Here is a 26,008-nt window from a genome sequence, read left to right on the forward strand (position 1 = left end):
AGGCGCCAGAGCTTACCAGCCCCGCTGAATATTGGCTGCGGTTTTATCAATGACGGTCTGCCGGGCCTCTGGTGAGATCCAGGCGTTGTGGGGTGTCACAATCAGATTGAGAGGCTCCTCCAGCGCCTGCAGCAACGGGTGGCCATCGCGCGGCGGCTCCTGAGGCAGCACATCCACAGCCAGTCCGCCCAGCCGGCCTTCACGCAAGGCTGTCAGCGCTGCCAGTTCGTCAATCAGGCCACCGCGGGCGCAGTTGATCAAGAGGCAGCCTGGCTTTATGTTTTGAAGCCGCCGGGCATTGATCAGGTGACGAGTTGCATCTGTCAGGGGACAATGCAGTGAAATAATGTCTGCGTCGCCAATTAAGGCGTCCAGAGGAGGGCGGCTATCTGACGATTCATTGCCGGGACGGGCGGCGAAACTGACAGTCATATCCATGGCACTGGCCAGCATTGAGACACGTGAACCCAGTTCGCCCTGTCCGACAAGCACCAGATGTCTGCCTGTCAACTGCATGGTTGTGTGATTCAGCAGACAGAAGTGTTCACTGGACTGCCAGCGGCCACGTCGCAACTCGTCCTGATAGAGCGGCAGGCGGTTGGCCAGTGCGAGCATCAACATGAAGGTGTGCTGGGCAACACTGGCAGTTCCATAGGCCGTTATGTTGCGCACTTCGATATCCAGGCGCTGAGCAGCCTCCAGGTCAATATTGTTGGTGCCTGTGGCCATCACGCAGATCAAGCGCAGATTGGGTAGTGCCGCAAGCGCCTGTGCGTCCAGCACAACTTTATTCGTTATCGCGACGTTTGCATGCTGCAGTCTCGCAACTACTTCATCTGAGTTCGGATCCGACGACGTATTATCATGTATTTCCAGTGTATCGGTGATGTTTTGCAGTGGCGAGAAATCGATATCCGAACCCAGTGTTGCGGCATCCAGGATAACGGCCCGGATATTCGTCTGTCTGCTAGTCATGCTGTTTTTCCGTGTTTGAGCGCGATGCGCAGCTGTCCATGCAGCCTGCGGGATTTTCAGGTTGCCTGCAAAGCTTAAACCAATAACCAAAGTCCTTCCATCCGAGCAGGCGTTCTGGAAGAATGCGAGGGATAAAGACAGCGCCACTATCGAGTGAGCTGACGACGGGCAGGCATCACTGGGTGACGCTGATGAATCAATATAGTACTAACGAAAGAGCAGAACGATTTTGAACAAAGCTGAAGACAAAGAACACAACACACATCATGGCACGAGCGCAGGTGAGGCAGGTATAGGCACGCCCTTGTCGGCATCTGCCACACGGATAATGCTGCTGGGCAGTGGTGAACTTGGCAAGGAAGTAGTCATTGAGCTGCAACGGCTTGGCTGCGAAGTAATTGCAGTAGACCGCTATGATAAAGCACCAGCCATGCAGGTGGCGCATCGCAGTCATGTAATCGACATGCTGGATGCGCGCGCAGTGAGAGCTATCGTCGAGCAGGAAAAGCCCCATCTGATTGTTCCCGAGATTGAAGCCATTGCGACGCAGGAGCTGGTGTTACTCGAGGCAGAAGGCTGGCAGGTTATTCCAACCGCTCGCGCCGCACAGTTGACCATGAACCGTGAAGGTATCCGCCGTCTGGCGGCAGAAGAACTGGGTCTGCCGACATCACCATATCGTTTCGCCGACACCAGAACCCAGTATCTCGACGCCATCAAGGATGTTGGCATTCCCTGCGTTGTGAAACCCATCATGTCATCCTCGGGCAAGGGACAAAGTATTGTCCGTACTCCCGAGGACATGAATGCAGCCTGGGAGTATGCACAATCCGGTGGTCGTAGCGGCAAAGGCCGGGTGATTGTTGAGGGTTTTGTTGATTTTGACTATGAAATTACGCTGCTGACGGTGCGTCACCGTGACGGCACCAGTTTCTGTGAGCCGATCGGACACCGCCAGGAGCGTGGTGACTATCGCGAGTCCTGGCAACCACAGCTAATGAGCGACCAGGCCCTGGCGCGGGCCCGCGAGGTGGCAGAGGCGGTAACAGGTGCCCTGGGCGGGTATGGTCTTTTTGGCGTTGAACTGTTTGTTAAAGGTGATCAGGTCTACTTCAGTGAGGTTTCACCGCGCCCGCACGATACCGGGCTGGTCACACTGATTTCACAGAACCTGTCCGAATTTGCCCTGCACGCGCGCGCCATTCTGGGCCTGCCGGTTCCGCTGATCAGGCAGCGCGGCCCCTCGGCGTCTGCAGTGCTGCTGGTTGCGGGGGACTCGGACTGCATGAGCTTCAGTAATCTGGCGCAGGCATTGAGTGAGCCAGACACCGATCTGCGCCTGTTTGGCAAGCCGGAAGTGCGTGGTGAGCGAAGGATGGGCGTGGCCCTTGCCAACGGTGAGTCGGTAGATGAAGCTATTGCCAAAGCATTGAGAGTTATCAATACGATCGAGGTTAAGGTCTGACACCTGGAGGCGGGTCGCCATGGCAAAAACACTGTATCTGCTCGGCACACTGTGGCTGACGCTCTGGATCAGTGTGGCCGTCAGTGCAGATGAGCGCGATATTGACCGCAGCGCATTTGCTGTCCCCGGTCAGCCCGCCTGGACCGCTCTGACCGCGTTTGAGATGCAGGTCATTGACCGGTTCACGGGAGCTTCTGCGCAACAGGCCAGCGCTGACGAGCTGCTGGCCCTGTTTTTGGTGGCATCCGGGAATGTCCGCTCAGAAGCCGACTATCACCACTATCGGGAACAACTGCTGAGTTTCCTGGCCAGCCACGATGAACTGATCGAGGCTGACAGTCCGCGTGAAACAGGCGCGCTATTGTTGCGGCTGATGCATCGACATTTTTTTGGCGCCGGCTATGATGCCAATCAGAGTGCCATGGCCGAGATCCTGGATACCGGGGTTTATAACTGTATCAGTTCGGCGCTGCTCTATATCGTGCTGGCGGAATACCTGGGTCTGAACCCCAGTGGCGTCATCATGCCCAGCCATGCTTTCGCACAGCTGATGCTGGACGACGGACAGATAATAGAAGTTGAGACAACATCCGAAGACGGATTCGATGTAATTCGCGATCCCGAATTTTTTGCGCGGCAGGCCGAGCAATGGTTTTCTGAGCGCCGACTGGTGGTGGCAGACTATAGCGACTATGAAAATCGTCGCCAGATCAGCGCTGCTGAACTAGGCTTTGAGAATATGTGGGTGCAACATATCAGTGTTGACCGCATGAACTATGCCGACCGACTGCGCATGGCCGAGCTTAAGGGGCTGATGCAGGCGGATGACCTTGTGGCACAGCATAACCGTCTGGTCTATTACTACCAGGAGGCTGACTACCTGAAGCGACATGACGAGGCTGCCTGGACGGCGCTGATGTCGAGAATCGACCCCTATTTGTCTGACTGGCAAACGGTGTCCCTGTTCGAGCAGCATCGCTTCACCGATAGAGATACGCTGCTGCCCATGCTGCTTTTGCAGTCGCATCATGCCGAGTGGATGCTGAGCAATAACAAGGTTGAGGAAGGGCTTGGGCTGGCTGAGGCCCTGCTTGCCGAAACGCCAGATCAACTGCGTGACGCCCATGTGATCCGCGCCGGTGCGCTGCAGGCGATAGAGCAATATTACATGTCGCTGGCAGCCAGACACTGGGAGAATCAACAATGGGGTCAGGTGATATCTGTTTATCACGAGTATCTTGGCAAAGATCTGGAGAGCCCCAGCCGCAGTGTATTTCAGGTCAATCTGGAAGCCGCCTACCTAAATAGCTCCAGCGACTACTGGCAGAGCGAAGAAAGGGATGTTGCCATTTCTCTTCTTGAGGCCTGCATTATTCGTCTGCCGGTTGCCGAGCAATGCCATCAGCGCCTTCAGGAAATGCGTCAGGTACTGCTGTAATCGTCCATTCGCGATCCCATTCGCTCATATCGAACAGGCCTGTGGTCGGGAAGGCAGGTGGTCTGATTGATTCGAAACGGCTGTCATATTCAACCAGCGTTGTGTAGCGAGGCTCGGTCGCCGAGATTGAGCCGGCCACCAGGGTGCCCATGATATGCAGGCGCCCCTGCGCGCGTGTGTTATAACGCCTTACACTGAAGCGCTGACGCGCAAACAGGGCGCCGTGAATGACCAGATCACCCGGTCCGGTGACTGAGGGATTGGCTATCTCGATGCTGCCGTTGCTGGTCAGGCTGAGCAGGTGATTTGCGCCGGCGCTCTGGTCGGCATAAACCAGATCATCAGTAATCGTGATACGGTGCGGAGAGTAGATGGCGACCTGCCCATGTATGGTGCCGGATACATCAAACCGGCTGTCGTCGGTGCCGGCAATAATCAGCACATCATCAGTCAATGCCTGGTGGCCACCGAGCTGGGTGTCGGGCTGATACCAGTTAAAACCATCTGCACCCAGGAAGGTGAGCTGTGTGTACTGATCATAGCTGATCACCTGGAGTCCGCTGCCTTGTCCCGGGAAAACTGCTGGCACAATGGCATCAGGCATATCAATGCGGCCAATGCCGGTTTCCACTTCGTCCGTGAATATGTCCGATTCGCGAAGGCGGCGACCGATTGACTGATGCGTGGCCAGTGTGACAGGGCCTGCGAAGAGTGGTCTGGCGCGCCAGTCAGTTTCAAGGTTGACCGGGCTGTTCGAGTGGAAACGACCAAAAATCTGGTCGTTGGCCATTATCACATCATTGTCCCAGCGATTAATAAACTTGGCATACCATGAGAATGGGCGTTCAGTTATTGTAAGCTCCGTACTGGCGAGACCGTCGCCAAGTTCGGTCTGAATTGTCACCCGGTAGCTGCTTAACGCCGTGGGGCCAGATTCTGCTATCTGTGAAACGCTTATTTCATAACCTTCAGGCGGCTGAGTAGTCAGCTGCTCCAGCACCTCTGTCAGAGATGCCTCGGTGGTAGATTGAAGTCGTCCGATCACCTCAGCCAGTTCCTGCTGTGTGGTCATGGAAACAGGCTGAGTGACGGGATGCGCCATGATTTCTGGCGGGGGATCTGTTGCCGGCTCCATGGTTGGCTGTTCTGCGCTTTCCGCTGGCATCGGCGTCGCTGATACCTGCATCGCAGCAGGCTGATCACTGGCAGCAGTGCTTGTTGGCGTGTTTTGCTCTTGAGGAGCTGTCACTGTGGCGGCTGCGGCCTCAGTGACAGGCTCGGCCAGGGTTTCAGGCCTTGAAGTTTCAACTACAGGTGAGAGCTCAATGGGCGGGGATTCCGCGGATGCTGGAGCAGGTGGTGTGCTCGCAGAGGCAGCGTCGCTTGAATTCTGGTTGCCAGCAACAGCGGCGATTTCTGAATAACTGGCTCCCAGATCGATGGCGACACTGAGGCCTGATTGCGCAGCCTGCTCGTTCCGCAGGTCAATACCCGGCCATGCCGCTGCCAGCAGCAAATGAATAATGGCCGAAGCGGGAACAGCTACCAGAATTAAAAAGCGGCTGGGAGCCGTCCCTGTGTGTGTGCGGCTGGCATACACTGAGGTCCGTCCTGACAATCTGGTGGATCAGAACAATCGTTTTGATTATAGGGTAATCCGGCAGCTTCGGTAAGCTCTGATGCAAACTCAGCCAATGTTCCGGAAAAACAGGCGTGTGTACTTGCTGGCCTCGGTTTTCATGGCCATGGCGTCAGGGTCTGTCAGGTATTCGTAGACCATCCCTGTCAGATAAGCCATAAGCGCAACACTTAAAACCTGAGGCTCAACGTCTGCTGCCAGATGGCCATGCTGTTTGGCACGCTGGAAGTAACGCGAGAACAGTTCGATGCCTTCGCGCCGATTCTTGTTCTGGTATTGGAGGATGCTCAGCATTTCGTCGGAATAGTCACACTTGAGAAAGAAAATCGTCAGTATTTTGAAACGTCCGACATCGTTCTCGAGGTCTCTGAGTAGATCGGTACTCAGTCGTTCCAGTTGCAAGAGCGGGTGAGGGTGGTCGTTTTCCAGGTCCTCAAGGATGGTGTCGGAAACAGACTGATGCAGCTGTTCGTGCAGAGCAGCAAAAACATCCAGCTTGTTTTTGAAGTGCCAGTAAATTGCGCCACGGGTGACCTGCGCTCTTATCGCGATATCGTTCAGCGTAGCCTTGGCGACACCGTTCTCGAAGAAAGTATCTACAGCGGCTTCCAGAATCCGCAGTCTGGTACGCTCAGCCTCTTCTTTGGTCCTGCGTGGCATGCTGTTTACCTGTACTTGATACTGAACCGAAGGTTGCTCGTGACAACCTGAATAAACGGACACGGATTATACATGCAGCGAAGAATGTATAGAAGAGTGGGGGCGGTGTCCCGGCAAATGGCAAAAAACGGGGTATCGGCCGTAGTGGGCCGATACCCCGACTGCATCACCGGATCCAGCAGGAAGCGAGGGGCTTTCTCCGGTGTCCGCCTTCCCTGACGACTGGCGTGTACGTTCCCTGTACACATTCTGTTTATAGACCAGCTTTGCTGACTCTGCACAAAATTTACGGAATTTTGCACAGACTCCCTTGAAATTAAAAAACCTTGACCACAGATAAGTTATTAAGGTCAGGGCTCGTAGAGGCTGACCGGATGTCAGATCTGAGGATGGGCATCAAACAAACCAAACTTTATATATTGCTTGATGAGGATATAGCTATGAGAACGATTGATTTTGCACCCCTTTACCGCTCAGCCATTGGTTTTGAGCATATCAGCCAGTTACTCGATTCTGTTGCACAGCGCGAACAGAGTCAGCCCAGTTATCCGCCCTACAATATTGAGCGGCTGGATAAAGATGAATACCGGATCACCATGGCAGTGGCCGGATTCACCAACGAAGAATTGAATATTGAGTCTGAACATCAGACTCTCAAGGTCAAAGGCAATAAGGCGGAAGAGTCCACCGAACGTCAGTACCTGCACCAGGGCATTGCAGCCCGAAACTTTGAACGGGTCTTCCAGCTTGCCGACCACGTCCGTGTGATTAGTGCCAAGCTGGAAAATGGCCTTCTGCACATTGAGCTGCGCCGTGAGATTCCAGAGGCGATGAAACCGCGCCAGATCCCGATCTCTGCCAGCAATGAGAAGTTGATCGAGGCTGGTAAGTAACTCCGCACGGAAGGTTAAATGCTTTAATATTCGCCATTATCAGGCAGCCCTTTGGGCTGCCTTTTTTTTGTCAGGCAAGTATACTCGGGGATGATCTGACAATAAGGAAGCGTTTATGCAAGCTGTAGGATATACCGGTACCAACGCCCTCGCGCTGATTGAATGTGAGAAACCTGAGCCAGGGCCGCATGATGTGCTTGTGCGTGTCAAAGCTATTGCTGTCAACCCGGTAGATACCAAAATTCGGGGGCGGGTGACCCCGCCGGATGACCAGCCAAAGATACTCGGCTGGGATGCGGTCGGTGAGGTCGTGGGTGTGGGCAGTGCGGCGAGCATGTTCAAGCCTGGCGATAGAATCTGGTATGCCGGTGATGTCAGTCGCGCAGGTTGCAACGCCGAATTTCAGTGCGTCGACGAACGTATCTGCGCTTTGGCACCGAAGTCCTTGAGTGATGCCGAGGCAGCAGCCATGCCTCTAACCACGATTACTGCCTGGGAAATGCTGTTTGATCGTCTGCAGATCCAGGAAGGGGAAGCCTCGGCTGACCGGACCTTGCTGGTCGTGGGTGCTGGCGGCGGCGTCGGCTCCATGCTGATACAACTGGCTCGCCAATTGACCTCTGCCACCGTTATCGGTACGGCCTCGCGTGCCCACAGTCGCGAGTGGGTCAGTCAACTGGGCGCCCATCACGTGCTTGATCACAGCAAGCCACTGGCTGCGCAGCTGGAGGCAACCGGGCTCAAGGATGTGACTGATGTGGCCTCGATCAATCGCACCGACCAGCATTATGCTGATCTTGTCACCATGCTGCGTCCGCAAGGACGTTTGACGCTGATTGATGATCCTGCAGAGCCGCTTGATATCAAACTGATGAAGCAGAAAAGCCTGTCACTGCACTGGGAGTTCATGTTTACCAGACCGCTGTTTACGACATCAGATATCAAGGCTCAGCATGTTCTGCTGACTCGAGTCGCTGAGCTGGTCGATCAAGGTAAATTAAAAACCACGGTTGGAGAGAATTTTGGTGTCATGAGCCCCGAAAATCTGGAGCGGGCCCATCAGGCCATGAAAACTGAACACACCGTGGGTAAGGTCGTTCTGCAGGGGCTAGGGAGCTAAACAAGAGTCTCTGATTATTCCGTCCATCACCACCAATATTGACTGTTGATTCGTTTGCGTAGGGAGAGTTCATGTCACGCCTGCCCGCTGTATTGAGAGATCTGCCGCTACCGGTAGTTGGTTCACCACTTTTTATCATCAGCAATCCAACCATGCTGATCGAACAATGCAAGGCCGGGATCATCGGTTCCATGCCTGCCCTGAATGCCCGACCTGCCGAACAGCTTGAAGACTGGTTGGCAGAAATCACCGAAACCCTGGACGATTACAACCAGAAAAACCCCGACAATCCTGCGGCACCTTTTGCGATCAATCAGATAGTGCATCGTAGCAACGACCGGCTGGACCATGACATGGCGCTGTGCGAGAAGTACAGAGTGCCTATCATTATTACCAGCCTGGGTGCTCGTGAAGACGTCAATCAGGCAGTGCACGGCTGGGGCGGCATCACCCTGCATGATGTCATCAACAATGTGTTTGCCCGCAAGGCCATTGATAAGGGCGCCGACGGCCTGATCTGTGTTGCGGCGGGTGCAGGCGGGCACGCCAGCGTAAAAAGCCCGTTCGCGATGATTCAGGAGGTGCGTGAGTGGTTTGATGGTCCTGTTTTGTTGTCAGGTTCGATTGCCACCGGCGGTGCCATTCTGGCGGCCCAGGCCATGGGTGCTGACCTGGCTTATATCGGCTCGCCTTTTATTGCCACTCACGAAGCTCGCGCTGTTGATGACTACAAAAAGATGATTGTCGAAAGCAACTCCGATGACATCGTCTACAGCAATTTCTACACCGGTGTTCATGGCAACTACCTGAAAGGCAGTATTATCAACGCCGGTATGGATCCGGACAATCTGCCTGAATCGGATCCGAGTAAAATGAATTTCGGTGGTGGCGGTGAAAAACGAGCCTGGCGTGATATCTGGGGCTGTGGTCAAGGTATCGGGGTCGTGCGGGAAGTTGTATCAACCGCCGAGCTGGTAGCTCGCCTGAAGCGGGAATACCATGAGGCCCGCTCCAGACTTTGCCAATAATGCACTATAGAACGGCGACGACAATCCAGTCCGCAATCAAGGCGGGTTTGTCTTCGCCTTCAATCTCAATAGTGACGGCGTGACGCAACAGGTATTCGTTGGCACTGCGCTCCTGAACGCTCAGGAGTTTGAAGCGGCCGCGTAACCGCGAACCAATCCGCACCGGATTGAGAAAGCGGACGCGATCGAGGCCGTAAATGATATTTTGCTGGGTTCCCTGTATTTTCAGGCTGCCATAGGTTGCAAAGGTTGGCATCAGGGACATGACAAGCATGCCATGCGCGATGGTGCCTGCATAACAGGTCTCACGTGCCGCGCGCTGTCGATCTACGTGGATAAATTGAAAGTCGCCCGAAAACTCGGCAAATTGATTGACCAGACTTTGTGATATCAGAAACCAGTTGGTCAGTCCAACATCCTGGCCGATATAGGCCTGTGCCTGCTCCGGTGTCACACGTAAGGGGGGAGCCTCACCAACCAGGGTTAGCGACGTGGTTTTAACATAATTTCGCAGCTGCGAATCTGTAGTCATCTGCGCGGAGTCATGCAGATAATTACGCAGGTCCTGTAGCGAATCTGTAAGAGACATGATTGTATATTCTCTATTTTTTATTGTGCGTTAAACAAACAGGTCAAGCTTGAGAAAAAATACGTTGGGACACTAAAAAGGGAATGCAGACAATGCCGCATTCCCCGATAGTATACGAGTTGTAGCTGATTGTAACTATCAGCGGGTTTTCGCTGTAATGACCTCAACTTCAACAAACATCAGTGGCCCAACCAGACGAGCCACTTCTACAGTAGAGCGTGCCGGCAGGCGCGGCTGCTCTTCCGTACCCCAGTACATGCGATAGGCCTCCATGAAGCCATCGAAGTCCATTTCGCCGCCGTTGGCTGGGTCACCCACGAGGAACACGGTCATCTTCACGACATCGCCCATGCTCAGACCCAGGTTTTCCAGATTGGCTTTGGTACGCTCGAAGACGCTGATTGCCTGCGTTCTTGTGTCGCCGTAGTACTCCGGTGTGCCGCGCTCGGCATCGGGGTTGGCGGCTGCGGGTGTGACACCACTATGGAAAATGATGGACGCGCCAGGACCCACTTCAACGGCATTGGCGATGGGAAAGGTGCCGGGGTTCGGGTGGATGATGACATTTTCATCTTGAGCGTTTGTCTGGGTGCTCATCAAGGGCAGGCTGATAGCCAGCGAGAGTCCCAGAAGTGAACGCTTGAATCGATTGCTCACTGACATTGAAGTTCTCCTTGAATAATAACTGGGATAATGAGCTGTATCAGCGCCCCAGCGTGTTGATGTAACTGGCAATGTCTTTCATGGCCTGCTCGTCAGGAATGGCGCGGGCCATCAGGGCCATTTGTGAGCCATAGGTGTCTCGCGAATCGTAGCCGCGGTGACCATTCTTGAACGCATTTAACTGATTAACAATATACCAGTCGTTCTGGCCCGCCAGGGCAGGTGCATTCATGGCTTCGTTACCCTGGGCATCGGCACCGTGGCAGGCCGCACAGGGTTGATAAAGTGTCTGTCCACGCTCGGCGTTACCATCGGTGATTGTAATTTCAGCGGGTTTGTATTCCCAGGTCGCAACCCAGTCCAGTATGTCCTCTATGCTTTCATCGGTCAGGATTTCAGCCATGGGCTGCATTTCCTGGCCGGGGATATCTTCAGGGTGTGTGCCACGCAGGCCATCCCTGAACAGTTCCAGCTGTCGCTTCAGATACCAGCGCTCCATACCGGCCAGACGCGGTGCGTCAATGCCCTGGTTGCCCTGGCCATCGGTGCCGTGGCAGGTCAAACAGAACCGGTCACTGACTTCTACGCCATCGATTGTCGCTGCCTGTGCAGTTGTGCACAGTGCGGCACCCAGCGCCAGACTAACCCAGAATCCTGCTTTTTTGGCTTTCATCATGCAAATCCACTCTCGTTAAAAAAGGGGACGGAGCACGGCTCCGTCCCCCCATTTGGTCCGCTTAACGCTTACAGATTGATCTGTACGCGACCGTAAAGGAATCGTCCGTTCGGGCTGAATGCACCATCAGTCAGGTAGATATTACTGCTGGTAGCACTGAAGTCCACGGGACGTACCCGCTCTGGCATGGTGTTGAACAGGTTGTCAGCACCAATGATGAAGGTGTAGCGGTTGTCGTAGGTGTAGGCCACTTCGCTGGAGAAGATGGTCTTGTCGCCTACCCAGTAGTCACGAGCCGGGTTCGCATTGCTTGGCACACGGAAGTACTCATCGTAGTAGTTCGCCTGCAGCGTGAAACGCCAGTCGTTATAGTTGTGGTTGGCGCGGAAGTTCAGACGATTCTTGGGAATGCCGTCTTCCAGGTCAGCCACGTTGGCGCGGGTCAGCAAACCAGGTGTGAATTCCTTCAGCTCCTGTGTCTGATAAGCCCAAGAGGCGTTGAAGCTGGTGGTGCCAGCGTTCTGCCAGTCCATGTCCCAGGACGCAACCACTTCCACACCTTCGTTGGTGGTGGACATGTCGTTGGTGTAGTAGTTGAACGACACGATGCTGCGCGCACCGGAGATACCGGAATCTTCCAGTTCCTGAGCGATCTGCGGCGTAATGTCGAAGGTCGCGGAGTTCAGGATACGGTCGTCGATATCGATGCGGTAATAGTCCACAGACAGGTCAACTGGTCCGAGTTCCGCGGTCCAGCCAATACTGAAGTTGGTTGCTTCTTCTGGTGTCAGCTCGGTACCACCAAAACGCTGGGAGATCGGGTTGGTTGGCGGAATCTGACCCTGTGTAACCGGGATGGAATCAACAACACCGGTAGAGATGTTGGAGATGTTGGCCTGGCCGGGCGACGGGGCACGGAAACCGGTGCTCACAGTACTACGGATGTTCATGGTATCTGTCAGACGGTAACGGGCGCTCAACTTACCATTGGTGGTGTCACCAAAGGTGTTGTAGAAATCCTCGTAACGGATCGCAGCACCCAGTAACAGGCGCTCAGTCACGTCAATTTCCATATCCACGTAGAAGGCCCAGTTCTTACGATCCCATGAACCCTGCTGGTCCGGACCAAAACCCTGGAAGCCGTCAGAACCTACACCGAAGCCCTGGTTGGCATATGGTCCAATGCGGTATGAGTCCTGATCTTCGTTACTTACCTTGAAGATCTCACGGCGCCATTCTGCACCGTAACCGATGTTCAGGTCGGAGTACATGCCAACGTCAAAACCTTTTACCAGGTCGACGTTAACGGTGTTCTCAATCGTGGTGTAGATACCCGGCTCAAATGAAGTCGGTGAATCCGGACCCATGGACGGGTTGACGGTGTTGTAGATGAAGTACTTCATCTCGTTAAAGCCGTTGTTGATGCTGACATCGTAACGGGTGCCATCATCCAGCTCGCCGCGGATACCGGCAGCTGCCATGGTATCAACGTTTGTGCCACCGAAGTCAGGCGTGTAACCGCCCGGGAACCACTCGGCGAATGAGAAGCAGTTGGGGTTGGCCGCGCTTGCATCACGTGCTGCCAGCGAGCTGGTCACGCCGGTTTGCGGATTAACGCCGCGTGGAATATTCGGGCAGCCAACGCCGTCGTTGGGGGTCAGATCCGCAAAAAGTTGACGTGAACCGCTTGTGAATACGCCACCCCGGTTTTCCGGGTTACGGTAGAAGAAACCCAGCTCAACTTCTTTCTCGCCATAACCAGCAAAAGCATACAGTTCCTGGTTGGCGCTCAACTGGATGCCGGAGTTCATGAAGAAGTTAACCAGCTCGGAGTCGGGCAGACCCTGGCGCTGCACGTTAACGCGTGGAGCGTTGTTGCCGGCGTCAATCAGCGCCTGCGCGTCACCACGCTGCACGGAACGGTCGCTGCGGCGCTGGTCAGTCAGGTCGAAACTCAGGCTGACGAAGCCGTCCGGGCCGAGTGGCAGGCCCACGTTACCGGCGTAGTAGTTCAGCATGCCGTCGTCAGTTTCAGTCAGACGACCGTGCTTGGCTTCAAAAGTGGCGCCGTCACGGTTTTCTTTCAGCAGGAAGTTGATTACGCCGGCGATGGCATCAGAACCGTACTGGGCTGATGCGCCGTCACGCAGCACTTCTACCTGGCGCAGGGCGATCGGTGGAATCTGGGCGACGTCCGGGAAGTGGGTTCCCTGACGGCCGAACTGGATTGCTGCAGAGCGATGACGACGTTTGCCGTTAACCAGAACAAGCGTATCGTCTGCCGGCAGACCACGCAGTGTCGCCGGGCGTACCAGCGAGTTGGAGTCGTTGATGTCCTGAACGTCTACGTTAAATGTTGGAATCAGGTTGCGCAGCAGATCATTCATGTCTGCGGTACCCTGGTCCTGGAAGTCCTGAGCGGAAAACACGTCGATGGGCGCTGCTGATTCAAGGGCAGTACGCGGTGCACCGCGGGAACCGGTGACCACCACTTCTTCGAGCTCCGGAGCCGCTTCCTGGCCGTATGCCAGCTGAGCGCCAGCAGTCAACGAGCCCAGCAGCACCAGTGACGATGACAGTGTGCAGAGTTTTAGTGACTTGTTCATTGATATTTCCTTTTATGTAGTAAGTGCGTCTTGTTCGTGAACCGAGTAAGAGCATGCCGGCTGGAGTTGTTATATGGTTTTTGACCCAACGGCAGTCTGATTATTAGATCAGCGCATGTGCAAAGTCCTCCCTAAAACCTTCTCAATACCTACTAAAACACTCTCCAGCTCACGTATGGCGCGGCTTTTGAGAGATTCTGACTTAGTGGACTCGAGCAGCGTTCAGGGTGGACGCCTGGGTCAGACGCTGGGTCTTGTGATGCTCGTATTCCGCCCACTGTTGCTCATTCCACAGATTATTTTTCTGCATGAACTGCTGATTCTCATAGGCGTCACGAGATCGGCGGCTAAGAGAAATGCCTGTGATCGATTCCATCGCCATTACACCTTCCATCAGCCGGTGTTGCCAGCTGATACCCGCTCCCAGGGATTCAAGCAGATCCTGATAGTCAGATGATGCAAGTACGTGGTCGGGAAAAAGCTTTTCCGCCGCGTGGGTGACATTGAAGAGACGACGCAGATGAACCGGTTGCAGGTTTTGCCAGTAGGCGACACCGGTGTCGATATCGCCTGCCATAAAGGCCAGCACGCCGTTGTTGAAGTAGAAGTCGGGCTCGTCACGCATGGCGCCTAGATAACTGTTGTCATCTGCCCGGATATTGCCTGCCAGAAAGTTGATCACTGACTCACTGTAGTGTGTCAGGATACCGTCCTGATCGACCTCGCGCTGCTGGGTCAGATAGATCTGTGCCTGTCTGAAGTCCCCCAGCAGTGCCAGGTTTACAGCCACCGATCCCAGATAGGACACATGGTATGGTCGCTGCTGCAATTCGTTTTTACGCGCGATGACAGCCTCTGAGGGTGTCATCACGTTGTGCCTGTAGCTCCAGACTTCGTCGGGAGATATCTCAAAGGGGCCAACCTCGGACGCCTGGTCCAGAAACTGGGAGGCCTCGTCGTACATACGAGCCCCAATCAGCAGGAGCGCATAGTGCGCCATCGCAAAGCGGGGTGGGTTGCCGGACAGTATCTGTTCGCGTAGCTGCATTTCCTGCTGTACATAGCTGGAGCCTCGCATCCGTAGTTTGATCGCATGGATGGAGTCCAGTATTTCACTGTCCGGATCTATGCGGGAGATTTCCCGGTGAACGTCCAGCACAACCTGTAGCAGCTCGTGAATACGTTCTCCTGCGCTGTATACCGCAAGGTTATTGGCGGCTGTGGCCAGGCCGTGGTAGGCATTCAGAAAATCGGGGTCCAGTTCGATAGCATTACGGTGGTAGTCCATGGCGCGCTGCCAGTCGGCAGGATTGAACTGGTTATTGTAGAACTCGCCGCGCAGAAATCGTTCATAGGCAAGAGGGTTGGTTGTACCCCAATCGCGCATCTGCTCACGTTCGCTGTCATTGAGGTATATGCGCAGGGCATCGACCACATTTTCGACAATCTGATCCTGGACAGCGAATATATCGTTCATGGGCAGATCGAACTGATCTGAGTATTCGCGCAGCCCATCGCTGGCGCGGACCAGTTGCACGATAACGCGCAGATGACCCTCGGACATCATGACACTGCCCTGCAGGATGTGATCTGCATTGTATAGCTCCGAGGCATCGTCATAGCGGCCTCCCCGAGACATGGAGGCATTGATCATTTCGGCGCCACGAGGGCGTGACAGGATCTGCAGATGTCCAAGTTTTGCCAGTCCATGAATCAGAGATTCACGGATACCTTCGGCCAGGATCTGATTCTCGTCACTGAAATCGCGGCTGGTGAAAGGCAGTACCGCAAGTCGCACAACGCCGTCAGCTGCTGGCGTCGATTCCGGGCTCTTGATGAGAACAGGGGCTGCTACCACCATGGCAATCAACATCGCGGCCGCAAAAAATCGTTGCCAGAGCGGGCGATGGTCCAGCCAGCCAAACAGGGCGCCAGACCAGCCACCCGCGGTGGGAGATTCTGTGTGTGTGCTTTGTGCGGCGTGAATTGATCGCGGGTCAGCGGATGTCCCGCCAACAGACGCGCCCGGGAACCGATTTGCAGTTTGTGGGTCAGAATTATCAGTGCTTGATTCATCCTCGGCAACGTGACTGGCCACAGCCGTCACAGGCGCGATCAAAGTATAGCCGCGTTTTGGTATCGTCTTGATATATATGGGCTTATGCGCGTCGTCCTGTAATGCGCCGCGTAACTCTGCAATGGCTTTGTGGACAGCGTGGTCGGTGGCGATAGGAGAGCGCCAGATACTCTCAAGCATCTGAGTGGGGCTGACTACCTGGCCGGCGTTCTCGATGAGCAGGCGCAGAACATCCATGCTGCGTGGCGTAACTTTGTTCTCGATGAGTTCGCCAGCTGGGTTATGCTGGCCTTGAGCGGTGCCGGAGGTGTTTTTCGAGACAGTGCAGGCGCCCGGCGACACTTCCCAGTCACCGACCTTTACGAGTTGATAGTCCTGCATTTTTATCGTTGTTTTATCGGCCATAGGCAATCTTTCTTGTATCCATCTATGCAAACAAAAACGGCACCGAACGTCAAGCATTTACGTGCACATGTTGCGTTATATCAAGGCTTACCCTGACAGCGTAGTGACTATGGTCATGGCTGTGCCGAGAGGCAGGCGCTGAATATCTCCAGCGCCTGACGATGCAAGATTGAGGCCACGCATTGATGATGCCACATTGCACACGGGAGTTCTGATCGTCCCGCGTGTGGCGCGGACTCAAGCCGCCAGCATTTGGTGCCGATAGCAAGGTAGCGCACTAAAACAGGGCGTTTCGCTTGGGCCTGGAATGTTGCCAGGGTGAACCGGGTAGGTTTTTGGTATGTTTCGGGCAGGACTTTTTGCTGTGGCATGCGCATAATGGTGTCACCGATGATCAGCCAATGGTGCATAGACGCCAGCCCGGCCACTCGGCCAAGAAGTAGAAGTATGGACTGCAGAGGATATCGCAAGTGTCAAAACCCGTAACGCGTCGTGAATTTCTGAATCTAATTGCCGCCACTGGCGGTGTCGCTGCCGTACTCGGCGTAGGCGGAGCGCTGGGTCTGATTCCCGCCAGCACCTCGGCCAGTGTGCCGAACCTGATGCCACTGAACGGACAGAGCAAGCGGGTTGTTGTACTGGGTGGAGGTATCTCCGGCCTGACGACGGCCTACGAACTTGGCAAAGCAGGTTATGACTGCACCGTGCTGGAGGCATCCCACCGCTGCGGTGGACGAGTCATGACAGTTCGCCACGGAGACCTGATCGACGAGATCGGCAACCCCCAGATCTGTAATTTTGATGATGAGCCGCATCTTTACTTCAACTGCGGTGCTGCCCGAATTCCCAGTTCACACAAAAATGTACTGAACTACTGCAAGGAACTCGGAGTTGAGCTGGAAATGTTCATCAACGAGAACAAAAACGCGCTGGTGCATGATCCCGACCTGAATGGCGGCAAGCCCATGCGCAATATCGATATCAGCACCAACCTGAAAGGCTTCATGGCCGAGATGATGTTCAAGGGCTTTAATGCCGCAGAACTCGACCAGCCCTTTACGGATGAGGAAGCCAGCAAGGTCGTAACGCTGATTCGTCAGTTTGGCGACCTGGACCAGGACGGACGCTACACCGGCAGTCTGCGCAGTGGCTATGCCTCTGGTGGGTTTATATCCGACCCGGTGCAGGAAGAAATGATTCAGATCCGTGACCTGCTGAAAGCCGATACCGGCCTGCTGCGTTCCGTGCTGCTCGAAAACGAAGGCGAGACAGCCCCGATGCTGATGCAGCCGGTTCATGGCATGGACAATATCATCAAAGGCTTCCTGCGCAAGCTTGAGGGCAAAGTGCAGTACCACGCCATGGTCATGGCTGTGCATGATCATGGCGACAGCATTGATGTGACCTATGACCAGAATGGCGAACGCCACACTATCACTGCTGATTACGTCTTTAACTGTATCCCTGCACACCTGATGGTTGGTATTGAAAATAACTTCCCTGAAGAATATCGCGAAGCGATGAAACAGATCCGTCGCGGTGTTGCTTATAAAGGTGCCTTCCAGATGAAGCAGCGCTTCTGGGAAGATGAAGAGATTTATGGCGGGATCACCTGGACCAATCAACCGATTCGGCAAATCTGGTATCCCTTCCACGGGCTGCTCAAGCAGAAGGGCGTGATGCTCGCTGCCTATGACTACGGCGGTGGTGATCGCTGGCAGCGTCTGACACAGGAAGAGAGAATTGAAGAGATGCTGTCTCAGGGTGAAAAGATTCACCCGCAGTATCGCGAGATGGCCGAGCACGGTATCACCATCGCCTGGCACCGCATGAATCATATGCTGGGCTGTTCTGCGCGTTGGGGCAGCATGACACCCGAACGGGAAGTGCAGTATTCACTGCTGCAGCAACCTGCCGGGCGTCACTACATGATCGGAGATCAAATCAGTCGTAAGTCGGCCTGGATGGAAAGTGCGATTCAATCTGCACACTGGGCAATGGCACACCTGGATCAACGCGTGCGGTCGGAAGCCGCCGCTTGATGGCTGGCAGGTCGGGAACCCTGCCAGATCTGTAGTACTTGAAGTTCCTCTTGATGGGTAGTCTCTTGTGGCTGCTCTGGCGTTTGCCGGAGCAGCCTTTCTTTTTTACGCGCTTGTACAATTGTCGCAATCGTCATTTGATTTAAATCAAAGCGCTGCCGTGGCGCTTGATTACTATTCCACCTGCACCCTTTCAACTAAAGCAAAAAGACTGAATAAACAGTCGGGTGCGTCCGCAAATTATTATTTTGCGAGACCTGACAAGCCATGCAATTTTTATGATCCAACTGAGAGCAGGGGAAAGACATGATGAAAAATGCAAGCAAGCGCGGCGTGTGGCGAAGTGCAATGGCCGGAGTGGCTCTGTCCTTGATGGCACCTGTTGCGCTGGCCCAGATCGAAGGTGTTTATGTGTCTGATGCAGGTGATGAGTGTACCTTGACGATAACCGAGATCAATATCCCGGAGCCCCAGTTTGGCGACGGTTATTATCGTGTCGAGTCACGTGGTAAAGCCGCATGCATGTGGGATGGTGTCGGCATGGGGCAGTCCACCAATCTTGTCGGTGGTTACGTGACCCTTCCTCCCGTGTTCAATCGTGTCTATATCACGGCCAAATGGTTGTTCGGCCCTACAAGTCCAAAGGTGGAGATGGTGCAGACCAATGAGGCCGGTGAAGTATTGATGAGCTCCACGTATACGCGTCAGTGATAGTTGTTATTCATCTGACTGTTTAGAGGGTTGTTCTTTGGCGGCTCTGCATCAGGACTGATGCGAGAGCCGCTATTTACTGCATAAAAAATCAAGCTGTTACTGCGAAAGTGAGGTCTGACGCGTTTAAGCGAATCAGGCGGTTTTGCATGACAAATTGAATCGATTCACAATCTGTTGAACTGCGTATCTGCCTGGTTTAGTCTTGCTATCTCTATATCGTGCCACCAGGAGCAGAATAAATGACAATGCAACAGACTCCCTTATTAATGCACCGGCTGATGGACAGGGGCGCCATGCTGCAACCCGAGGTGGAGGTGCAGACGGCCACCGAAACTGGCGTTCGCAGCCAGACCATGCTGGAAACCCGTAATCGCGCGCACCAGCTCGCGCATGCCCTGAATGATGCCGGTGTCCAGATTGGGGATCGCGTTGCCACATTTATGTGGAATGGCGCCAGACATCTCGAGTGCTACCACGCCATCGCGTGCATGGGGGCAGTGGTTCACACCCTGAATATCCGCCTTTCGCCAGTGGACCTTGAGTACATCATCACTCATGCCCAGGATAAAATTATTGTGGTTGATGCGGACATCCTGCCTTTGCTTGAAAAGCTTGAAGGCAAGATGCCGAGCGTTGAAAAAATTGTTGTCGCCGCTGAGCCAGGCTTTGAAAACTGGTCTACCTCGCTGCCCAATGCGGTCGACTATGAGGAGTTCATCAAAGACAAGCCGACCCGCTATGAATGGCCGGAAATTGATGAAAACTCACCCATGGGGCTTTGTTACACCAGCGGCACGACCGGTAAACCAAAGGGCGTGATGTACACCCACCGGGCTAACTATCTCCACACTATCTCCATCGCCATGACAGACGTCATGGGGCTCTCAGCCACGGATACACTGCTGGGCATTGTGCCGCTTTTCCACGCCAACGCCTGGGGTCTGCCCTGGGTTGCCACAATGCTGGGCATGAAACAGGTCTATCCGCATCGTTTCATGGTTCCCGATCATCTGGCGCGACTGATTCGGGACTGCGATGTCACCATTTCTGCCGGTGTGCCGACCATCTGGCAGGGCATTAAAGGTCTGATGGAAGCCAATCCTGGCAAATATGAGTTCAAGACGCTGACTCGTCTGACCTGTGGCGGCTCTGCGCCACCCCCGTCATTGATTGAATGGTTCTGGAATGAGCTGGGCGTTGAAATGGTGCAGGGCTGGGGCATGACAGAGACCAGCCCTTTGGCGACCATCAGCCGCCGGACTGGCAAGCGAAAGCATCTGGAAATGTCCGATGCCGAGCGCGCTGCCAATCAGGCTAAAGCCGGCCTGCCGATTCCCGGGCTAGAGATAGAGATTTTTGATGACAATTGGAATGCTCTGCCACATGACGGTAAAGCATTTGGTGAATTGCTGATACGTGGTCCGTGGATTTGCTCTGAGTATTTCAACAATCCTCAGCCGGACAAGTTCCACGATGGCTGGCTGGTTACCGGCGATGTTGCCAAGATTGACCCGGAAGGCTACATCATCATTACCGACCGTTCCAAAGACCTGATCAAGTCGGGTGGTGAGTGGATCTCCTCAGTGGATCTTGAAAACCATATTGCCGGCATGGCCGGGGTAGCCCAGGCCTGTGTCGTCGCGCATCCGCATCCGAAATGGGATGAGCGGCCGGTGGCGCTGGTAATCAAGAAGCCCGGTGTCGATGTGACTGCGGATCAGGTGCTTGCCCACTGTGAACAGAAGTTTGCCAAATGGCAGCTGCCTGACGATGTCCTGTTTGTTGACAGTATCCCGTTGACGGCCACTGGCAAGATGGACAAGAAGGTTGTGCGTGCACAACTTGAGTCTGACGGTTATAAGCTGCCGGATCAGCGATAATCCAATCGGGTCTCAGCGGGCAGCACAGTATCTTGTCGATATTGAGCTGCCCGTTGCCCATCAGGTTTCCGCTATTTGCCCCTGGTTTCCTCCGACCTGCTTCAGTCATGAGGGCACAGCTGGCGGCCTCAATACCATTCTACAGACTGCCGGGATAACCAGCAGCGTCAGCACGGTAGATGCCAGCAATCCGGAAATGATCGCCCAGGCCATTGGCGGCCACAATGTTGAAGAGGACAGTGCCAGTGGCAGCAGTCCAGTCACGGTGGTGGCGGTTGTCAGCAGTATTGGGCGTGTGCGACGTGTCACGGCTTCATTCACGGAGCGGTTTATGTCCATACCCTGTTTCAAGCGTTGATCGATGGCGTCTATCAGCACGATGGCATTATTCACAACAATGCCGACCAGAGCGATGATGCCAAGCAAGGGTTGAAAACCAAACGGTGAATTGCTCAGGACCAGGCCGGGGAAGATGCCAGCCGCGGCTAGAGGCACCGTCAGCAAAACGATGGCAACACGCCGATAGGAATTGAACTGCGTTACCAGGAAAAACAACAGTAGAAGGATACCAACCGGAGCCGTGTTGAGAATTGCCTGGTTGGCTTCACCAGAGCTTTCTGCATCACCTCCGTATTCAAGTCGGGTGCCGACTGGCAACGGTGATTCCTCCAGCTGCTGGTTTAGTGAGTCCAGGATCTGGCTGAAACTGAAGTCCGCCTGCAGGCCTGATGTCACACTGTAGTACCTGGCGCCGTTGCGATGCTGGATCGCTGCAGCCTGCCACTCGGCCCTGGGTTCTGCAATCATGCCAATTGGTACCGGATCCTGACTGGAGCCGTAGACATAACTGGACATGATCTGCGGCACACTGGAGCGGACACCTTCACTGGAACGCAGAACAATAGCGATGGGGTCCAGCTCCTGACGATACTGGCTCGCAGCAATACCAAAGCTGCGACCTATCAGTGCGCTAGCTACATCATTGCGGTCAGCGCCAACACGCTGGGCACTGGCATCATCAGTCGTGAAATTGATGACTGGGGTTCCCAGGTCTATATCATGGCGAACATCAGCGGCCCCCGGCGCCTGTTTTATCATCCGGAATACCTGTTCGGCGGCGGCCAGACGCGCGGAGTCTTCATCGTGATAAACGCGAACTTCAACAGGTGCCGCCCTCGGTGGTCCCTGTGCCAGTGTACCTGCAACCAGGTCCATCTGCGGTAGCCTGGGTGCCAGGTCGCCGCGCAGCCATTCAATCAGCGGTTCGGTTGCGGACAGCGAGGTCATGTTGACAACCAGCCGGGCACGATTCGGGGCGCGTGTGGCATTGGGCAGGTTGTAATAAAAACCTGGCCCGGTGAAACCTACAAAACGATGCACACTGGTGACATTATCCTGCTCCCGGATCAGACGTTCGACGGCCGCCGACTCCTGGTCAGTGTGGGCCTGGTCCGTACCCTCCGGCAGAAACAACTCGACTACCACCTGAGGTCTGTCGGCATTCGGGAAGAACTGCACATTGATCAATGAAATAGTCATGAAGCTGCCGGTGACAAGCAACAAACCTGCAATAATAATGCGACGTGGCGCTCGCTCACTGAGCTGGCCCAGTCGTTTGCCCAGTGTTTCGAACCAGCGGCTGCGCTGCGTGGGCGCTGGTTTTAGAAACCAGCCAGCCAGTAGTGGTGTCACACTGATTGCCAGCAGGTAGCTGACGCTGAGTGTCAGCATGATCATGACCGGTATGCCACGGGTGAAGTCGGCAGTACCGCCGCTGGATAACAATAGCGGCGTGAACGCGGCCAGGGTTGTACCTGTGGACGCGCCCAGCGGACCGGCAAGTTCCGATACCGCCTGTTGCATCGCCTGCTCTCGTGTTTCTCCGTCGTTCAGGCGTGCCTGAATGTTTTCTACGATGACAATTGTATTGTCGATAAGAATGCCCAGAGAAATGACCATGCCAATCACAGCAATCTGGTGCAGAACGCCATTGCCCAGATTGTATATGCCCAGGCTGATCAGAGTGACCATTGGCAGCATGGTTGCTACCAGCAGTCCCATGCGCCATCCCATGCCCAGAAATACCACACCGGTAATAATGAGCATGCTCACTATCAGGTTTTGCTGCAGATCAGTCAGACGCTCGGCAACCTGATCTGGCTGGAAAAACATTTCGCGGATTTCCAGAGGGGCCAACTGCCCGCGCAACCCAGCCACTCGCTCCCGGACCGCACGACCGAAATTGATTGCGTCGATACTATTGGTGCGGGGATAGATATTGACGGTAACCACACGTTCGCCATCCTGGTAGGTGGCAGGTTGTGCGGGCTCGACGGGTCCGCGCCAGATATCAGCAATGCTGCCCAGCGGCAGTGTTCCACCATCAGCCAGCATGACCTGAGTGTGGCGCAGCGCATCTACTGACTCAAACTCGGTATTGCTGCGAAGTGCGACACGCTGCTGACCTGCGACAAGAAAACCACCTGGTACAAGTTCATTGCGCTGGCTCAGGAGTCCAGCGATGGAGGCGGGTGTCAGACCGAGCCGTAGCAACTCCGCATCGTGAACCGCGATTGTGATCTGTTCATCAACATCACCTTCAATTTCTATCCGTGACAGCCCGGGCAGGCCGGCAAGACCTCGTTTCAGTCGCTCGGCAGCGAGACTCAATTCAACTATTGAAGGCGAGCCGGCAATGGCCAGCACGACTGCCGGCAGACCGGTCAGCCTGTCGTCTAATTCAGGACTGCCTGTGCCAGCGGGAAACTCTCTCTGTGCCCGATCCATGGCCTGTCTGACCCGATCCCAGGCCGGATCTGTGTCATAGATAGTCTCTTGCAGGCTGATTGAGAGCAGGGCAACGCCCGTGCGTGCTGTGGCTGTGAATTCCTGAATCTCCTCAACCTGCGCCAGCTCGTCTTCCAGTGGTTCCAGCAACAGACGCTCGATGGCATCAGCGGTAGCGCCCGGATAGTCGACGGTAATCAGACCATTGCGGGACGGGAATTGCGGGTCTTCCTGACGTGCCATGCTGCCATAGGATGCCAGACCGCTGAGGCAGAGCATGACCATGATCAACATGACCAGACGTGGCCGGGCCAGCACAATATTGCTCATGGCAGCACCTCGACCAGGTCCCCGTCAGTCAGGCGTGTCAATCCTGCATAAACCACAGTGTCGCCGGCTGTCAGTGCTACTGTGTCAGGTGTCGGTGCCAGAATGGCCAGCTCGCCCTTAATCTGGCTGACAGCAACGGGCACGCGATGAGCGCGACCGTCTGTCAGACGGAAGACAGACAGGCCTTCCGCCGAGCGCATGATGGCAGTAGTCGGCAACGCCAATGCATTGTCTTGCGGCTGAATGATGCTGACTTCCACCGCCTCGCCCGTCTGCAAATGGGGATCATCCAGTGATACGACAAGAGGGTATAGCGAACTGCGAGTATTGTTTTGTCCAAGTTCCATCACCTGGCCAGTCAGGCGGCGCCCGTCCAGACTGCGGCGGACATCCACCGTCTGCCCGATACGCAAATCACCAATCAGGTGCGGAGGGAGATTGACCTCCACTTCGAGCCCATCATTAGAGGACACGCGCATCACGGCCTGGCCGGGCTGCAGGTACTCACCCGGTTCAATCAGAACGTTCTCGATGGTGCCGGCAAATGGTGACCGAAGTTCAGTCTCCATCAGCAGATCCTCAGCCTGTGAGAGATCAGCCCTGGCATTGTCGATGGCTGCCTGCAGGCTATCGAGACGGGCCTGTTGCTGTTCCAGCTCCTGAATTGCTACAACACCCCGACTGTGTAGCGCGTCGATGCGTTGCAGTTCGCGTTTCGCCTGAGAGTGATCGCTGCTCAGTTGTGCAAAGCGGGCCTGCGCAGCGTCCCGCGCCGGTACCAGTTGAGGGTTGTGAAGTTTTGCCAGCGGCTGCTGCGCGGCAACCAGGTCGCCAATCTCCACATGGCGCTCTGCCAGCGTACCGCTAAGCTGAAAGCTGAGTGTGGCCCTTTGTCTGACTCGTGTGGTGCCCGCGAAATAGTATTCAGGCAAAGAATCAACCGTTTGCACGGCAGTTGTACGCACACTGACACGATCCGACGCTGCCGCCTGAGTTTCGATTTCGCTGCTGTCGCCGCATGCCGCCAGCAGCATCAGGGCCGGCAACACAAAGGCTTTGATCCTGACAATTACCGGCAAACATCGCTGTTGCTGGGGGGACAAGTTAGAATGACACATTCAAGTCACCTCTTGGTCGGGCTGCAGAGTATTTGTGCCCCGACGATTGCTTGATAATGGTTTGCTTACAGACAGGTCGGATACTGGCCTGCGATTTCATTGACAGTTTGTCAGACATTGACATAATGTCAATATGTCGAAGAAAGGATTATTGAGGATAAAATGACCAAGTCAGTTTCTGAGCCCGCGGAGCCCCAGAGCGCTGCAGCCAAGCGACGTGAGCGAGACCGGCTGCGCCGACATAACGATATTCTGGACGCCGCCGAAGAGGTTTTTTTCAAAAAGGGTGTTGAGCAGACAACCATGGATGATATAGCCAGGGCCGCGGCCTTGAGCAGAGCCTTGTTGTATGTCTATTTTGCCGACAAACTGGCTATCTGGCGTGGTATCGTGCTGCGCGCCGGGACGGCTCTGCGACTTCGTTTCGAGCGTGCACTTGCCAGCAGCGATTCAGGAGTTGGCCAGATCATGGCAATCGGGGAGGCCTATTACATGTTTTCCTGCGAATCCCCTGAATACTTCGATGTGCTGACCAGCGTTTCGACATTGCCAGAGCCTGATCAACCAGACCCGCAGGCCGCAGAAATGGATGTTTGCCGTGAGCATATCAATCAATGCATGGTGCAGGCCCTGGTCAATGGCCTGGAAGACGGAACCCTCAGCAGGCAACGCATTGATGATCCCCTGCAGACCGCTTTTTACCTTCAGGGCGCACTGCACGGTGTCATCATGCAGACACGCTCTGGTAAATCCAGGCTGAGTACCTCAGAAGATTCCGATAAGCTGATTCGCTACACCATACACCGCCTGACAGTCTCCATCGCCAGCTTATTGCCGGATAGTGATGGTTCGGCTGTTGCATCCACCAAGTCGAAGACCCGTTCTGATAAGAGGTAGTACTGA

The 26,008-nt window shown here is 54.9% G+C and carries 19 protein-coding genes; 9 read left to right on the forward strand and 10 right to left on the reverse strand.

Annotation, left to right across the window (positions count from 1 at the left end):
• Positions 1–12: 12 nt before the first annotated feature.
• Positions 13–975, reverse strand: a complete 963-nt coding sequence (locus LVD14_RS09990) for a D-2-hydroxyacid dehydrogenase (protein WP_237133939.1) — start codon at positions 973–975, stop codon at positions 13–15.
• Positions 976–1,267: 292 nt separating this feature from the next.
• Here LVD14_RS09990 and purT point away from each other — a divergent pair, with 292 nt between their 5' ends.
• A complete protein-coding gene (gene purT / locus LVD14_RS09995) occupies positions 1,268–2,440 on the forward strand; it encodes a formate-dependent phosphoribosylglycinamide formyltransferase (protein ID WP_317622730.1) in 1,173 nt (390 codons plus the stop codon).
• Positions 2,441–2,459: 19 nt separating this feature from the next.
• The gene (locus LVD14_RS10000) at positions 2,460–3,878 is read left to right on the forward strand and encodes a transglutaminase-like domain-containing protein (RefSeq protein WP_237133940.1); all 1,419 of its coding nucleotides are present in this window, start codon (positions 2,460–2,462) and stop codon (positions 3,876–3,878) included.
• Here LVD14_RS10000 and LVD14_RS10005 read toward each other — a convergent pair.
• Both LVD14_RS10005 and LVD14_RS10010 read right to left on the reverse strand, forming a co-directional pair.
• Positions 3,811–5,478 (reverse strand): hypothetical protein, encoded by a 1,668-nt coding sequence (locus LVD14_RS10005; protein ID WP_237133941.1) that lies wholly within the window; start codon positions 5,476–5,478, stop codon positions 3,811–3,813. The two genes, LVD14_RS10000 and LVD14_RS10005, sit on opposite strands and share 68 nt — an antisense overlap.
• An 87-nt stretch (positions 5,479–5,565) precedes the next feature.
• Positions 5,566–6,177, reverse strand: coding sequence for a TetR family transcriptional regulator (locus LVD14_RS10010; RefSeq protein ID WP_237133942.1), 612 nt, complete (start codon positions 6,175–6,177; stop codon positions 5,566–5,568).
• 440 nt (positions 6,178–6,617) lie between these two features.
• Between LVD14_RS10010 and LVD14_RS10015 the strand changes: the two genes are divergently transcribed.
• From LVD14_RS10015 to LVD14_RS10025, 3 genes are all read left to right on the forward strand, one after another.
• A complete protein-coding gene (locus LVD14_RS10015) occupies positions 6,618–7,070 on the forward strand; it encodes an Hsp20 family protein (protein ID WP_237133943.1) in 453 nt (150 codons plus the stop codon).
• Positions 7,071–7,185: 115 nt separating this feature from the next.
• Positions 7,186–8,190: a zinc-binding alcohol dehydrogenase family protein gene (locus LVD14_RS10020; protein ID WP_237133944.1), complete on the forward strand. Its 1,005-nt coding sequence runs from the start codon at positions 7,186–7,188 to the stop codon at positions 8,188–8,190.
• Positions 8,191–8,261: 71 nt separating this feature from the next.
• Positions 8,262–9,218 (forward strand): NAD(P)H-dependent flavin oxidoreductase, encoded by a 957-nt coding sequence (locus LVD14_RS10025; RefSeq protein WP_237133945.1) that lies wholly within the window; start codon positions 8,262–8,264, stop codon positions 9,216–9,218.
• Positions 9,219–9,222: 4 nt separating this feature from the next.
• Here LVD14_RS10025 and LVD14_RS10030 read toward each other — a convergent pair whose 3' ends face one another.
• From LVD14_RS10030 to LVD14_RS10050, 5 genes are all read right to left on the reverse strand, one after another.
• Positions 9,223–9,807, reverse strand: coding sequence for a MaoC family dehydratase (locus tag LVD14_RS10030; protein ID WP_237133946.1), 585 nt, complete (start codon positions 9,805–9,807; stop codon positions 9,223–9,225).
• Between the two features lie 138 nt (positions 9,808–9,945).
• Positions 9,946–10,470, reverse strand: coding sequence for a RidA family protein (locus tag LVD14_RS10035; RefSeq protein ID WP_237133947.1), 525 nt, complete (start codon positions 10,468–10,470; stop codon positions 9,946–9,948).
• Between the two features lie 40 nt (positions 10,471–10,510).
• A complete protein-coding gene (locus LVD14_RS10040) occupies positions 10,511–11,146 on the reverse strand; it encodes a c-type cytochrome (protein ID WP_237133948.1) in 636 nt (211 codons plus the stop codon).
• A gap of 68 nt (positions 11,147–11,214) precedes the next feature.
• Positions 11,215–13,752, reverse strand: coding sequence for a TonB-dependent receptor plug domain-containing protein (locus LVD14_RS10045; protein WP_237133949.1), 2,538 nt, complete (start codon positions 13,750–13,752; stop codon positions 11,215–11,217).
• A gap of 202 nt (positions 13,753–13,954) precedes the next feature.
• Positions 13,955–16,234 carry a winged helix-turn-helix domain-containing tetratricopeptide repeat protein gene (locus LVD14_RS10050; RefSeq protein ID WP_237133950.1) on the reverse strand — a complete coding sequence of 760 codons (2,280 nt, stop codon included), beginning with the start codon at positions 16,232–16,234 and terminating at the stop codon, positions 13,955–13,957.
• A gap of 470 nt (positions 16,235–16,704) precedes the next feature.
• Here LVD14_RS10050 and LVD14_RS10055 point away from each other — a divergent pair, with 470 nt between their 5' ends.
• From LVD14_RS10055 to LVD14_RS10065, 3 genes are all read left to right on the forward strand, one after another.
• The gene (locus LVD14_RS10055; protein ID WP_237133951.1) at positions 16,705–18,276 is read left to right on the forward strand and encodes an FAD-dependent oxidoreductase; all 1,572 of its coding nucleotides are present in this window, start codon (positions 16,705–16,707) and stop codon (positions 18,274–18,276) included.
• A 306-nt stretch (positions 18,277–18,582) separates the two neighbouring features.
• Positions 18,583–18,987, forward strand: a complete 405-nt coding sequence (locus LVD14_RS10060) for a hypothetical protein (RefSeq protein WP_237133952.1) — start codon at positions 18,583–18,585, stop codon at positions 18,985–18,987.
• Between the two features lie 242 nt (positions 18,988–19,229).
• The gene (locus LVD14_RS10065; protein ID WP_237133953.1) at positions 19,230–20,870 is read left to right on the forward strand and encodes a long-chain fatty acid--CoA ligase; all 1,641 of its coding nucleotides are present in this window, start codon (positions 19,230–19,232) and stop codon (positions 20,868–20,870) included.
• A gap of 105 nt (positions 20,871–20,975) precedes the next feature.
• Here the strand turns inward: LVD14_RS10065 and LVD14_RS10070 are convergent, their stop codons facing one another.
• Both LVD14_RS10070 and LVD14_RS10075 read right to left on the reverse strand, forming a co-directional pair.
• Positions 20,976–23,987, reverse strand: coding sequence for an efflux RND transporter permease subunit (locus tag LVD14_RS10070; RefSeq protein WP_237133954.1), 3,012 nt, complete (start codon positions 23,985–23,987; stop codon positions 20,976–20,978).
• Positions 23,984–25,036: an efflux RND transporter periplasmic adaptor subunit gene (locus LVD14_RS10075; protein ID WP_237133955.1), complete on the reverse strand. Its 1,053-nt coding sequence runs from the start codon at positions 25,034–25,036 to the stop codon at positions 23,984–23,986. The genes LVD14_RS10070 and LVD14_RS10075 overlap by 4 nt, the downstream gene beginning before the upstream one ends.
• 231 nt (positions 25,037–25,267) lie before the next feature.
• On the opposite strand from LVD14_RS10075, the gene LVD14_RS10080 reads away from it, so the two are divergent.
• On the forward strand, positions 25,268–26,002 hold the full coding sequence (locus LVD14_RS10080; protein WP_237133956.1) for a TetR/AcrR family transcriptional regulator: 735 nt from the start codon (positions 25,268–25,270) through the stop codon (positions 26,000–26,002).
• Positions 26,003–26,008 lie beyond the last annotated feature (6 nt).

The organism is Pseudohongiella sp. O18 (assembly GCF_021729085.1).
GTDB lineage: Bacteria > Pseudomonadota > Gammaproteobacteria > Pseudomonadales > Pseudohongiellaceae > Pseudohongiella.